The following is a 12,908-nucleotide window of genomic DNA, read 5'->3' as shown; positions in this document are numbered from 1 at the left end:
GCAAATAGGTGCAAGAATGAAAATTGTGGGAGCACAATGGAAAGCAGAGAATGTTCCTCAGTATTTGAAGCTACGTTGTGCTTATCTCAACGGCGATATTGCCTGAGTATTTTTACTCATTGCAAAACTGGGATGCTCCCGATGTTAAGTGGGTGGGTGGAATTAAATATAAGATGAACGTAGGTTGGGTTGAAGCATGAAACCCAACGCCCGCATGGGTTACGCTACCGCTAACCCATCCTACAAATAATTGTGCCTACCTACTTATATCGTGCAAATGCGCTAGTATTTAACAGTAAAGCCAACCTAGAACGACGGGGTTTCTGACCCAATTTTTCGATGAAAATTCTTCAGATTGTTCCTTCGATTTCCCTTGTTTATGGTGGCCCCAGTCAAATGGTACTCGGTTTGTCAGCGGCCTTGGCGCAACTAGGCCAAGAGGTGACTATTATTACCACCGATTCCAATGGTGACACGGGACAAGCACCCCTAGATGTGCCTTTAGGGGTCCCTGTTAGTCAAAATGGCTATCAAATCTATTATTTTCCCTGTTCTCCCTTTCGCCGCTATAAATTTTCCCTTGATCTGTTTACTTGGTTGGCAAATAGGGCAAAAGATTACGATATCGCCCATATTCATGCCTTATTCTCCCCAGTGAGCAGTATATCGGCTTCGATCGCTCGTTACCGTCAACTGCCCTATATTCTCCGTCCCCTAGGCACCCTCGATCCGGCAGATTTGCAAAAAAAACGGCAACTTAAACAAATATATGCCAATTTTCTCGAAAAACCCAATTTAGCGGCGGCGGCGGCAGTTCATTTTACCAGTCAGCAGGAGTGTCAAATCGCCGAAAGATTTAATATAAAAACTAAGGATATTGTCATCCCCCTAGGGGTAGATTTTTTTAACCCACAAGCTTTACCCGTGGGTTTTGATCTTCCCGAAAATAAACCGATTATCCTTTATATGTCCCGTCTTGACCCGAAAAAAGGTCTAGATTTATTGCTGCCCAGTTTGGAAAGGTTGTTAGAAAAAGGCCTAGATTTTCATTTTGTCTTAGCAGGAGGCAATCCCCAGGATCGGGAGTACGAAAATCGGATTAAAAATCAGATCGAGCGGTCAATCTTGGGCAAAAATACAACAATTACCGGATTTGTGACCGGAGAAGTAAAAAATAACCTCCTCGCTAGGGCCGATTTATTTGTTTTACCTTCCTACTATGAAAATTTTGGCATCGCAGTGGCAGAAGCTATGGCTGCCGGAATTCCTGTGGTGATCTCGGACCAGGTGGATCTGCATCCTGCGGTGGCAGCAGCGGCTGCGGGATGGGTGACAGCTTGTCAGCTTGAGGATTTAACTAATACTTTGGCAACGGCTATCACTCATCCTGAAATTCGCCAACAAAGGGGGAAAAATGCCAAGGATTTAGTCTTAAATCAATATAGTTGGTCGGCGATCGCTGAACAGCTGTTAACTGTCTATGAAAATCTAGACAGACGGATTAAGATTTAGGCCATGAGGATAACCAGCACTAAAAATGCCAGTAGGGTTAAACCTGATTGCAGAAAGACGGGAAGCGCAAAAGAGTTCATAACAGTAGCTCACTTTTCTAGGGATGGCTCTACTTCCAATATACGCTTTCATCTCCGCTAATTCCTCATATTTCCGTCCCCAATGTCATCATCTCATCATTTAAGTAGGTAGGCGTTAAAAATTATCAGACACCACCCTTATCAAGGGGGGACTATAGGGTAGGGTTGATTCATGAATCAACCCTACTATGAATCAACCCTAGTACTAAGGGGGGATCGAAGCTAAAATCCATTTTTAATTTAATTAGGGTCTGCTGAAAAAGTTTTTCCTGGGGGTAGGAGTCAGTAGCCGGTCGTCAGGAGCCGGTCGTTTCAGGCTTTGTTGCCCTTGTTTTTTGTACCAAGCGATGTACTATAAGAAGGATAATGCAAGGTTTTTGAAAGTCCCAATCCTATTTTCTTGCACTAACATCGGACTTTAACAGGTCAAAAGCTTTATTTTAAAAGGGTTTTACCATTATTCAGCAAGCCCTAATTATAACCAGCTACTTATTCATCCCATAGGAGAATTTGAGGTCAATTGTACTGCATTTAAACTGGGTAGGGAGCATTTTAATACAAATGTACGGAACTTGGTCACTCCTCACCCTGTTCACTTAAGTTTCAGCGTCGTGATTATAATTAGGGAATGATAGAAATTCTTAGGCAATAGGATCACATCAGTGTTGATAAATCATCTTTTCTTCGGCGCTTTCCTACCCCTTGATACTCTCCTGTCCACCCAGGGGATTATGGTTATGCTTCTGGCCGCTTATGCTTTAGCCATGTGGATGTTTCTAACTAGCGCCCCAAAAGTTCATACAATCATGGTGACAGATTTGGAGACAGCCCGACAATTTTATGAAGGACTTTTAAATTTACCCACGGCCGATGTCCCCCTCCATTACTATTACAATTATGAGCAGACGATGGGCAATAATATGATTGACCCATTTTATATGTCTAGTAATCCGGCTGTGACTACTGCCAACCCTTCTTTGGGAGATCAACCCCAGGGTTTATGGTATCAGTTAAAGAAAAATACCCAACTGCACATCGTTGCTGGAGCAACCGCGGGTTATAAGGATCGTCATCGTCACGTTTGTTTTGATCACGATTGTTTAGAACAAATTCTGATGCGGGTGGAATCACGACGCTTAAAGTATAAAGTTCGTCGCAATAAACCTTTAAATTTTTTGGTCAAAGATAATGCTGATCGCGTGATTGAAATGGCCGAAGTCTCGAATTAGTTAACGTTAATTAGATTGGGGGCAACTATAACGGTAAATAACTAAACTATGAATGCTCAACTGCTCACAATCGTTTTAATTTCTTTAGGGGTAGGTATTGGTTTGGCCATTCTACTCCTAATTTTAGTCAAGTTAAGACGCTGCAACCAACAGGTAAATAGTATCGTCGATTATCACTCTCTCATCGGTTTAATCGGAGTTGTTCAAATCCCCTTCGATAAAAATAGCAAGGGGAAAGTGCGAGTTAATGTCGGGGATAGTCTGATCGATATAGTAGCGATAACGGAAGGGGAAGAACAATTTAATGTCGGGGATCAAGCATTTATCCTCAATTTCCAGGACAATAAAGTTTTAGTCATTGCGGAAAAGTATATCAGAGGCGATTTGTAATTTCTTCTAAACCAAAGGGTAACTAACTATGAATAGTCAAAATAATTCCTATCTCATCCAAATCAATCCCAATCAAGACGACAACAATCACAACAACAGTGCTGGTAATTTATTGTTGAATAGTGTTCCCATTGCTTTATTGATATTTCTGGGGATTGGTGCGATTTGGTTTATCAATGCTTTTTTGTGTATTTGCAAACCCAATGAAGTAGTAATCCTGAGTGGGATGAAACGCAAATCAAAAGATAGACAAGATGCAGGTTATCGAGTGATATCGGGGGGTCGGGCGATTCGTATTCCAATTTTAGAAACCGTTAAACGCATGGATGTCACCACAACCCCGATCAGAATTGAGATTAAAAATGCCTATTCTAAGGGCAATATTCCCCTGAATATCGTGGCAATTGCTAACGTGAAAGTTAGTTCTAAACCTGAAATAGTCGGCAATGCGATCGAACGTTTTTTAGATCGAGATCGAGAAGAAATTATTCGCGTAGCTAAAGAAACTTTAGAAGGAAACTTGCGGGGTGTAGTCGCAACAATGACCCCCGAACAAGTGAACGAAGATCGCCTAAAATTTGCCGAAAGTATTACCAGTAACGTCAGTCAAGACCTGTTTAAACTCGGTTTAGAAATTGATACTCTCAAAATTCAAAATGTTGCCGATGACGTGGATTATCTTAACTCCCTCGGACGGGAAAGAATCGCTTTAGTCATGCGTGATGCTGAAATTGCCGAATCAAATGCACTCAATGAAGCTGAACAAATAGTTGCGGAATGTGAGGAACAGGCAACCGTAGCTAAAACCCGCGATCAAATTATCATTTTAGAGCAAGAAAACGAATTGAGAAAGTTAAAGGCAAAACTGGAACAACAGGCTAAATCCGAAGAAGAAATAACTATTGCTGCCGCTAAGGAAAAACGTGCTATAGTTGAGGAAAAATTGCAACAGGTTAGGGCAGAATTGGAAAGATTACGTCTCCAAGCAGATCAAGTTTTACCCGCAGAAGCGCAGCAGGAAGCCGAAACTTTCCGCGCTAGAGGAGAAGCGGCAATTTTTGAAGAAAATGCCAAAGCTGAAGCCTTGGTTAACGAATTATTCGCGGAAGTCTGGCAAAATACCGGCAGCGAAGCAGAGGCAATTTTCTTGATTCAACAGTTAGAAACTATCCTAGAAGAAGCGATCAAAATTCCTAAACGCTTACACCTCGAGCGAGTTAATATTGTTGATAATGGTGATGGGAAATCCCTCGCTACCCTGATTAAAGTCTATCCCGAAATCGTCAATCAATTCCTCGCCAGTGTCCATCAAACCCTCGGTATTGATGTGGTCGGAACTCTCACCAATAAAATTGAAAAATAGCAGTCAGAAAACATACTAGCCTGATTTTATTGAGTACGGAAGTTATCGATTTATTCCTGCCAATAAATTGTCTTATATTCTGCTTCCTTGCTCCAGTATTGCAGGAATAATAAATGGCGGATAACCTGTTCTAAAAGACTGGCTACAGCATTTTTCTTTTCTTTGCCCAAATCCTCTAATTCCTCGATTAAATGTTCTAAGTCTAGCTGTTGAAATTGATGATTTCTGAGTAGGCTAATGGTTTCTCCTAGCCATTGAGAGTCATCAATCTCATAGAGTTGTTTTAATGCGTGAACACCTAGCATAATTGATTGTCTCCATCTTAGAGCAGTGCCATGGTGAGTAAATTTGTAGATAATAATCTTCTCGATTAACTCGATAACATTTCTTTGATTGTTAGGGTCAACAACCTGTTGGTGGGTTTGCTCAATCAAGGATTGAACTTGTTTTGGTGCTTTTTTTGCGCCGATGAGGATAAACTGGAGGATACTGATCCCAAGAGATGATAGATGAGATAACTTTAGATTAGTGCTTATTATTCTCCCCAACATCTCTTCTTCCCTTCTTTTAATTTTCCTTGGTGATCTTCCACATTTCTTAAATAATTTGAACAATCACATCTCTCGATGAATGCTCAAAAAATGCCTCGTCTCTGTGGGCTAAAAATTCAGGCAATTACTCCCTATTCTCTCGCTTGGTCGCACCAGCGATCGCTGGTGGAGGCGAGAATTGCTAATCCTGACTTACCCGATGTGCTGCTGCTGCTGGAACATCCCCCCGTTTACACCCTCGGTACTGGTTCAGATATTAAGTTTATTAAATTTAATCTTGACAAAACCGACAAAGAAGTGTACCGAATCGAGCGAGGAGGCGAAGTCACCTATCACTGTCCGGGGCAGTTAGTGGGCTATCCGATCCTCAATTTGCGCTATTATCGGCAGGATTTACACTGGTATTTGCGACAATTGGAAGAAGTCATCCTGCAAACTATCGCTATTTATGGATTGTCGGGGGAAAGAATCGCGGGCCTGACGGGGGTATGGGTAGAAGGGTATAAAATAGCGGCGATCGGTATTAAAGTTAGTCATTGGATTACCTATCATGGTTTTGCCATCAATGTTTGTCCAGATTTAAGCGGTTTTGCCGAGATTATTCCCTGTGGGATTGCTAATAAACCCGTGGGCAGTTTACGGCAGTTTCTGCCTAATATTAGTCTTATGCAAGTACAGCAAGATTTATCGAGAGTTTTCGCCTCAGTTTTCGGTGTGGAATTATTTTCTCTTGACAAGGATTAACATGAGCGATCGCAAAGACCCAGAAAAACTCGCCGCGGAAAATAGGGACGATAACCCCGAAAATAACGGTAAAACCAGTTTATCGCCCCCCGATGCTTCTGAATACGTCTCCTCTTTATCTTCGCGTAATCCCGTGCGTCAGCGCATCCTACTATTAAAAGATCTTCGACCGGGTAATGCGGGGTTACTACTGGCCCCCCTGATGGTGATGACCATCGGCCTGGTCTTTAGCTGGGACTGGTTAGGCTTTTCTGGGGCGATAGTAGCGATATTAATATCTTTACAGGTGATTTTGCCCTCTATTCGCCAGTGGATCGCCCATTATCTCACTCCCTCTGAACGTCAGACGGTTTTTGCCTTTATAGTTTTTATAGCTGCTCTGGCCGGATTAGGGAAATATTTAGGAGTTTACGGGCGAATATTGCGATGGTTAGAGAGTTTTAAATACGATGAGTTTGGTTCCTGGGCCGAGTGGGTGGGGGCCTTGGGACAGATTATGATCGCCGTGTTAGCCGTCTATGTGGCCTGGGAACAGTACGTTATTTCTAAGGATTTAACCATACAGCAAAATCGCATTACCCAACAACAGACGATCGATTCCTATTTTCAGGGCATTTCCGATCTAGCCTTGGATGAGGAGGGATTTTTAGAAGATTGGCCCCAGGAAAGAGCGATCGCAGAAGGTCGCACCGCTTCCATCCTCAGCAGTGTCGATGCCTCTGGAAAAGCGAAAATACTGCGTTTTTTGAGTCAATCGCGGCTATTATCACCGATTAAACGCGATCGTTATCTAGGCAGACCGATTCTAGACGGGGAAGGGGGTTATGCGGAGGATCGAGAGTTCGGTACAAGAGTAGTACAATTGGGGGTAATGTTAGCGGGGGCCGACATTTCTGGGCAGGATTTGCGCTGGACGGATTTAAGCGAAGCGAATATGGTGCGGGCCGATTTAAGTTATAGCGATTTGGTGAAAGCAAATGTATCGCGGACAATTCTCTACGAAGCTAATTTAAGAGGGGCAGATATGAAAGGGATGCGTTTATTTTATGGTTCCCTAGAAAATGCTACCCCCCGCAGTCGTACCGTTCCCCCCAATTATGACAGCGGAGAACACACGGGAGCAGTGGTAGAAAATGTCAATTTTACCGGGGTGAAAAATATGAGCGAGGAACAACGTCACTATTGTTGTCGTTGGTGTGGGGAAAAGTCGCGGGCAACTATTCCGGGGGGATGTGCTGATATTGCCAATCTTTTAGGTCGATAAGGGGACTCCGGTCAAAATCAAAAATTGTCGTGGTTGGTTAGGAGTCAGTAGTCAGCTTCTGAAGGCAAGGGGCAACAGTGAAAACTCACATCTGATCACTGATCACTGAATTGGAGTCTCGACTAGGAAATTAATTTTGCCAGACTACTTATCCGCTCCCCGATCTTTGGGAGGAATAATGGTTCTTTTGGGAATAATAGCCGAGACCTTATGGGCAAGGTCGGATTTAAACAGAAAACCACTGTAAGCTTGTAAACCGTGTTCGCTCAGATCCAGTCCTCTCAATTCTGCTTCCGTCGATACCCTTAAACCGACGAAAAAATCGATCGCCTTCCATGCTGACCAACTGACAATTACAGTGTAAAGACTAACTGCCGCACAGCCCAAAAGTTGCACGAATACCTGTTTAATTGCCGGTAATCCTCCCCCCAACAGTAATCCCCTCACCGGTCCCTGGGTATAAAAATTAGCCTCGATACCGGCGGCAAATAAAGCTACCGCAAAAGTTCCCCACAAACCACAGACTAGATGTACCGATAGCGCCCCAACCGGATCGTCAATCTGGAGGCGATCGAAGAAATCGACGCTCAAAACCACTAAAATACCGCTGATCATGCCGATAATTGCCGCCCAACCGATCTGTACATAGGGACAGGCAGCGGTAATGGCCACCAAACCACCGAGAATGCCATTGATAATCACCGAGAGGTCTGGTTTACCGAAATAGCGCCAAGCGGTTAGGGTTGCGGCGATGCCGCCGGTGGCCGCCGACATATTAGTGTTGAGGAGGATGCGGGAAATAGCCTCGGGTTCCATCGCCAGGGTGGAACCGGGGTTAAAACCAAACCAACCTAACCAGAGGATAAAACAGCCGAGGGTAGAGAGGGTGAGATTGTGACCGGGTAGTGCCATGGAATTACTGCCTTGATATTTGCCCAGACGCGGCCCCAATAACACTGCCCCGACGAGAGAGGCCCAACCACCGACCGTGTGTACTACCGTAGAACCGGCAAAATCCCAAAAATTGAGCCGCGCTAACCAACCTCCTCCCCAAATCCAGTGACCGGTGATCGGGTAGATAAAAGCCACTAATAGCAGACTAAACAGGAAAAAAGCCAGAAATTTGATTCTTTCGGCCACTGCCCCCGAAACAATCGTGGCCGCAGTGCCGGCAAAGACTAATTGAAAGAAAAATTTAGCCTGTAGAGGTATGCCCGCCCAAGAAAGGGAGGGAAAGATGCCAAGATAGTTGAGACCAGTATTGGGGCTATTATCGGCTCCTAGCACAAAAAAACCGCTAAGACCGACAAAACCGTTACCTTGACTAAACATTAAGCCGAAACCAAAAGACCAAAAAGCGATCGTTGTCAAGGCAAAAACAATTAAGTTTTTGGTTAAGATATTAACGGTATTTTTCGAGCGGCAAAAACCAGACTCTAGCATGGCAAAGCCGGCATTCATAAAAAAGACAAGGCAAGCGGTGAAAATTACCCATAAAGTATCGATTTTCACCCTTAATTCTCGGTATAAAGCCTCGCTATTGTCGCTAGTTGCCGTCTGGGCCACGCTAATTTCTGCTATCACGAGAATTAACAGAATGGCTAAACAGGCGATCGTGGGTATAATTATGGGTGTATTAAGATGATAAGCTGTCTTTTTTGTCATTAAATTGGGAGGTGCTTGCCAAAAATTGATCGATTAGCTAATTAGATTACTCTATTACAGCCTTTCTCGTAAAGGTGAAGCACAGACCAATCGTCGATAATCAAGTATTTCAGATGCAAGAACCAACCTCATGTATCTGAGAAACGCTGTAATTTGCTCATGAAAATATTATCACCCACAACAACCCCCCCCTTTTAATTTACTCGGTATCGGTCAACGCGGCGTGGGTAAAACCGTTTTTTTAGCGGGTGGTTACGCCCAATTTCGTGCTGATTCACCGACAAAATCCGCTCCCGATATTCAGAAACTATCGGGATGAGTTAAGCAAAAATCCGCAAGATCTGGATTGTTTCTCCCCGCTTCCCGCTTCCCATTCTCCTAATAATACCTTTTAAACAGGATTTAGTATTACCCGCCCTTTTAGGGAAAGCGGAATTAAGGAAAGCGCCCTCAAGTTGTTACAAAAAGCCGGAGAAATTGCCGCCCAAGAACAAAAAGTAGAAATTCGCAATCTGGCTAATTTGACGGTTAGCCCTCTCTGACTCTTATGATTAGAATATCTCCTCATCGGCAAGCAGGGTGCTATAATCAGTGGTATTCATGGCCAATAATTCCCGCAAACTTATGAATCAAAAAGTCTTTATTCTTGCCACTGCTTCCGCTAGTTTATTAGCCCTAGCAGTTACCACTAACTCCGTACAAGCTGCCCCAGAGTCCTTTCATCCTAGTTTCAACACCGAGAACTTAGGTGACATGATTATCGCCAAGACAACTGGGGAAGAAAATCCGATTTTTCGTCATCTTAATTGTAGTTGTGCCACCTGCACGCAATCCCTTAATTCCTCACTCAATTGATAATTTTCCACCCCAACGATCCTGGGGGATAAAAGTTCGCTCTAGATTAATTTTTGCCACGGGTTCTGTGAGGGTAAATTCTCCCGATTCGATCAGTGCTTTTAATTCTAAAGCGGCTTCCCGGGCCAAGGAAATACTGGCCAAAGGAGCCACCTTAACACTTTTTCCCTCGATCATAATCCGACCGCTTTTTAGTTTAGCGTAGGTGATTAAACCAAAGGTAGGACGGACTCGCCGGGGAATGGAAAAATCCACCACTGGAGCGACAATTTCCTCATCTTTTACCGCACAATGTCGAACGATTTCCTCGCTTAAAATTGGAATCGGTACTGCTACCCCCAACATTAAAGAAGCCCCATAATTTTTGAAATAACAACCTCGCACCCAACGAGCATTCATTTGTTTAGCATCACCAATTAAGGCTAAGGTGGAAGCCGGTCCAATAGGAGTTCGATTTTGTAGGCGTTTTTGCAGGGGAAAATGTTGGGTTCCTTCCCAGGCAATATAACCGATTCCTCCTCCTAAAAAAAGGCGCGTACCGATGCCTATAGCCTCTAAATCGGGGTCATTTAACAGGGGAGAAATTGCCCCGGGGTTAGAATACACTGCATTACCTAATCGCGGCTGTAGTGGTCCTAAATAAGTATATAAAGTCCGCTCTCCCCCATTGACTCCGACGATAAAATTCTGGTAGAGATTGCGAGGATTAAAAAGATAAAATTGATTGATAGTCTCCTTAGAAATAATCGTTTCAAAAGAAGTGCGAGGATAACAATCAGTGGCCTGGCCGACAGCGCGCAATTGAATCGATTTTCCAGCGATTAAATCCTCAATAATATGTCCGCCGCCCCTTTCGGGATTTTCTCCCTCTAAATTCTCATTTTTGGCCGCTAGATCACTAATAGCGCTGGCTCCTAAATATAAATCCACCGCCCCAAAACCAGCATAAGCAGGAATCCCATCTAACCAACATTGACGAATTTTTATCGGCGGATCCGTCTGACCTAAATTAATAATTGCCCCCGAAGATTCCATCGGTTCAAAAGTTCCCGTACAAACCACATCTACTTGGGAAAAAACCTCCTTAATTCCCATCTCGCTCACGCGGCTTTTTAATTCCTCTACTGTCCAGACTACAGCCGTTTTTTTAGCAATTTTGTCGTTGATTTCAGCGATTGTTCTCATAATAAGTAGCTGGTTATAATTAAATTGAAGATGGCTCCCCCCTTAATCCCCCCTTAATAAGGGGGGTGCCGATCCCCCCTTAATCCCCCCTTAATAAGGGGGGCATCTGAAAGTTTTCAACACCTACCTACTTAAAAATTGGCAAGATGGGGGTTAGGGAGCTTTTTGCTGTTGTCAGTAAACAGTTATCGAAAATTTGGGTTTTAAGTGAGTGGTATTAACTCAGCAGTATTAAATGGCCGTAACAATGCTGTCTTTTCACTGATTACTGATTACTGATTACTGATGACTGATCACTGTTATAAGATAAAAAAGGGAAAATTTACGATCGAAGCTTTTCTATGACAGTTACACCCGTTCCGGCCTCCTTTAATCCTGTTTCTGGTCTAGTTAACCGTATTCTCGGCATAAAACCGCTTTTTGACATCGCTCGCTATCAGGCCCGCAATATGATGATTAAAAGAGCCGAAAAACTAGGCGTACCTTGGCGGGAAACCGTCAAACAATGGCAACAACGGGATTGGAGTCGGGAACTGCAAGCGGTAGAAAATCCCGATCTCGTCTATCCCGAATACTACGTTTGTTCTTTCCACGCTTACGAAAAGGGCAATTTAGACTGGTTGCCAGCTTTTGAGGTAGAATCTGCCGCCTATGCTGTTCATTCTACCATCTGGCCCGGGGCGGGGATTGACGGCGATCCGCGATTGCGGCGGGAATATCACCGGATATTGAAGGAGCAAATCAAGGCAGAAATTAACGATATTGTCGATTTAGGCTGTAGTGTCGGCATGAGCAGCTTTGCGCTGCAAGATACTTATCCTCAAGCCAGGGTAACTGGGTTAGATCTCTCTCCCTACTATTTAGCCGTTGCCCAATACCAAGCTCAACAAAAACAAAAGACGATTCAATGGCAACACGCGGCGGCGGAAAAAACTCAATTACCCGGTCAGTCCTACGATCTAGTATCTTCGTTTTTAATGTTCCACGAACTACCCCAACAGGCTACTAGAGAAATTTTCGCCGAAGCGCGTCGTTTATTGCGATCGGGGGGTTATTTGACGCTGATGGATATGAATCCGCGCTCGGAAATTTATCGAAAAATGCCCCCTTATGTCCTCACCTTACTCAAGAGTACCGAACCCTATCTCGATCAATATTTTACTCTCGATATCGAACAGGCATTAGTTGAAGCGGGGTTTCAAGCACCGATCATTACCCCCACCAGTCCCCGACATCGGGCGATTGTTGCGCGGGTTTCCGAATCATAATTTTGAGGTAATCAATGAAGATAATTTTTCGTCAAAGCTGGACAAAGATATTAACTATTGTCCCTCTCTTCCTGTTAATTTTTGCCAGCAAAACCCTTGCCCATCATGCCATGGCAGGGCAAACTCCCGATAATTTTTGGAACGGATTTTTATCGGGTTTAGCTCACCCAATTATCGGTTTAGATCATTTAGCTTTTGTGGTGGCTAGTGGTTTAATTGCTGTGGGGATGGAACAGGGTTTATTAATTCCGCTCGCTTTTGCGATTGCCACTTTAATCGGCACAGGTATTCATTTACAGGGAATAAATTTACTTTTTCCTGAAGGGATTGTTGCCCTTTCTGTGGTAATTTTTGGCGTGGTTTTAACCCTGAAAAAAGGGTTACAAACTCATTCTAATCTCTATACGATCGCTCTGGCAACTCTGGCAATGATTGCGGGAATTTTCCACGGTTATGCCTACGGAGAATCAATTATCGGGGCGCGAGTTGCCGCTTTAGTTGCCTATTTAATCGGTTTTACCGTGATCCAATTAGCGATCGCATCTGGTGCTTTTTTCCTTGGCAGTGTCATTAAGGAAAAATTAGCCAAGCAAGCGACTCTAATTAGTAAGTTCATCGGATTGGCAATTATGGCGATCGGTACAACTTTTTTAGTGGGAATTAAGTAGGGTCTGCTGAAAAAGTTTGTTGGTGGGGGCAGGGTGTGGGGTGTGGGGTGTGGGGTGTAGGGTTTTACCGATTTTGAGGTAGTCAGTTACCTAATTTTCAGGGAAAAAGTACCTGAATTTTACCCCCGATCCCT

The 12,908-nt window shown here is 43.8% G+C and carries 11 protein-coding genes and 2 pseudogenes; 9 read left to right on the top strand and 4 right to left on the bottom strand.

All coding sequences use genetic code 11. The annotated features are described in order from the left end of the window. Window positions 1–339: 339 nt before the first annotated feature. From hpsP to O9332_RS11080, 4 genes are all read left to right on the top strand, one after another. Window positions 340–1,512, top strand: a complete 1,173-nt coding sequence (gene hpsP, locus O9332_RS11095; RefSeq protein ID WP_002757813.1) for a hormogonium polysaccharide biosynthesis glycosyltransferase HpsP — start codon at window positions 340–342, stop codon at window positions 1,510–1,512. Window positions 1,513–2,254: 742 nt separating this feature from the next. After that, complete coding sequence (locus O9332_RS11090; RefSeq protein WP_002784990.1) at window positions 2,255–2,821, top strand: hypothetical protein; 567 nt, start codon at window positions 2,255–2,257, stop codon at window positions 2,819–2,821. A gap of 48 nt (window positions 2,822–2,869) precedes the next feature. Then, window positions 2,870–3,211, top strand: coding sequence for a hypothetical protein (locus O9332_RS11085; protein WP_002757816.1), 342 nt, complete (start codon window positions 2,870–2,872; stop codon window positions 3,209–3,211). Between the two features lie 28 nt (window positions 3,212–3,239). Then, the gene (locus tag O9332_RS11080) at window positions 3,240–4,574 is read left to right on the top strand and encodes a flotillin family protein (RefSeq protein WP_002757817.1); all 1,335 of its coding nucleotides are present in this window, start codon (window positions 3,240–3,242) and stop codon (window positions 4,572–4,574) included. A gap of 53 nt (window positions 4,575–4,627) precedes the next feature. On the opposite strand, the pseudogene O9332_RS11075 reads toward O9332_RS11080, so the two are convergent. Together O9332_RS11075 and O9332_RS11070 are read right to left on the bottom strand one after the other, a co-directional pair. Further along, a pseudogene (locus O9332_RS11075) lies at window positions 4,628–4,879 on the bottom strand (DUF29 domain-containing protein); the annotation flags it as partial. A gap of 45 nt (window positions 4,880–4,924) precedes the next feature. Continuing rightward, window positions 4,925–5,125: pseudogene (locus tag O9332_RS11070) on the bottom strand (DUF2887 domain-containing protein); the annotation flags it as partial. 75 nt (window positions 5,126–5,200) lie between these two features. On the opposite strand from O9332_RS11070, the gene lipB reads away from it, so the two are divergent. Then, window positions 5,201–5,869, top strand: a complete 669-nt coding sequence (gene lipB, locus O9332_RS11065) for a lipoyl(octanoyl) transferase LipB (RefSeq protein ID WP_002757819.1) — start codon at window positions 5,201–5,203, stop codon at window positions 5,867–5,869. Between the two features lies 1 nt (window position 5,870). Beyond that, complete coding sequence (locus O9332_RS11060) at window positions 5,871–7,133, top strand: pentapeptide repeat-containing protein (RefSeq protein ID WP_002757820.1); 1,263 nt, start codon at window positions 5,871–5,873, stop codon at window positions 7,131–7,133. 144 nt (window positions 7,134–7,277) lie between these two features. Here the strand turns inward: O9332_RS11060 and O9332_RS11055 are convergent, their stop codons facing one another. Continuing rightward, the gene (locus tag O9332_RS11055) at window positions 7,278–8,798 is read right to left on the bottom strand and encodes an ammonium transporter (RefSeq protein ID WP_002757821.1); all 1,521 of its coding nucleotides are present in this window, start codon (window positions 8,796–8,798) and stop codon (window positions 7,278–7,280) included. A gap of 624 nt (window positions 8,799–9,422) precedes the next feature. Between O9332_RS11055 and O9332_RS11050 the strand changes: the two genes are divergently transcribed. Beyond that, a complete protein-coding gene (locus O9332_RS11050; protein WP_043998916.1) occupies window positions 9,423–9,653 on the top strand; it encodes a hypothetical protein in 231 nt (76 codons plus the stop codon). Here the strand turns inward: O9332_RS11050 and O9332_RS11045 are convergent. Next, window positions 9,642–10,838, bottom strand: a complete 1,197-nt coding sequence (locus O9332_RS11045; protein ID WP_002757823.1) for a homocysteine biosynthesis protein — start codon at window positions 10,836–10,838, stop codon at window positions 9,642–9,644. The two genes, O9332_RS11050 and O9332_RS11045, sit on opposite strands and share 12 nt — an antisense overlap. A gap of 341 nt (window positions 10,839–11,179) precedes the next feature. Here O9332_RS11045 and O9332_RS11040 point away from each other — a divergent pair, with 341 nt between their 5' ends. Both O9332_RS11040 and O9332_RS11035 read left to right on the top strand, forming a co-directional pair. Next, a complete protein-coding gene (locus O9332_RS11040) occupies window positions 11,180–12,106 on the top strand; it encodes a class I SAM-dependent methyltransferase (protein WP_002757824.1) in 927 nt (308 codons plus the stop codon). 14 nt (window positions 12,107–12,120) lie between these two features. Next, window positions 12,121–12,774, top strand: a complete 654-nt coding sequence (locus tag O9332_RS11035) for a HupE/UreJ family protein (RefSeq protein WP_002757827.1) — start codon at window positions 12,121–12,123, stop codon at window positions 12,772–12,774. Window positions 12,775–12,908 lie beyond the last annotated feature (134 nt).

Source organism: Microcystis sp. LE19-10.1B (assembly GCF_027530565.1).
GTDB classification, from domain to species: domain Bacteria; phylum Cyanobacteriota; class Cyanobacteriia; order Cyanobacteriales; family Microcystaceae; genus Microcystis; species Microcystis aeruginosa.
Note: the sequence above shows the minus strand (reverse complement) of the source record. Positions and strands in the feature narration are given on the sequence as shown.

Excerpts from the sequence above, each read along its gene's own strand:
- hpsP (WP_002757813.1), top strand. The coding sequence starts at position 340 with ATGAAAATTCTTCAGATTGTTCCTTCGATTTCCCTTGTTTATGGTGGC.
- O9332_RS11085 (WP_002757816.1), top strand. The coding sequence starts at position 2,870 with ATGAATGCTCAACTGCTCACAATCGTTTTAATTTCTTTAGGGGTAGGT.
- O9332_RS11080 (WP_002757817.1), top strand. The coding sequence starts at position 3,240 with ATGAATAGTCAAAATAATTCCTATCTCATCCAAATCAATCCCAATCAA.
- lipB (WP_002757819.1), top strand. The coding sequence starts at position 5,201 with ATGAATGCTCAAAAAATGCCTCGTCTCTGTGGGCTAAAAATTCAGGCA.
- O9332_RS11060 (WP_002757820.1), top strand. The coding sequence starts at position 5,871 with ATGAGCGATCGCAAAGACCCAGAAAAACTCGCCGCGGAAAATAGGGAC.
- O9332_RS11055 (WP_002757821.1), bottom strand. The coding sequence starts at position 8,798 with ATGACAAAAAAGACAGCTTATCATCTTAATACACCCATAATTATACCC.
- O9332_RS11050 (WP_043998916.1), top strand. The coding sequence starts at position 9,423 with ATGAATCAAAAAGTCTTTATTCTTGCCACTGCTTCCGCTAGTTTATTA.
- O9332_RS11045 (WP_002757823.1), bottom strand. The coding sequence starts at position 10,838 with ATGAGAACAATCGCTGAAATCAACGACAAAATTGCTAAAAAAACGGCT.
- O9332_RS11040 (WP_002757824.1), top strand. The coding sequence starts at position 11,180 with ATGACAGTTACACCCGTTCCGGCCTCCTTTAATCCTGTTTCTGGTCTA.
- O9332_RS11035 (WP_002757827.1), top strand. The coding sequence starts at position 12,121 with ATGAAGATAATTTTTCGTCAAAGCTGGACAAAGATATTAACTATTGTC.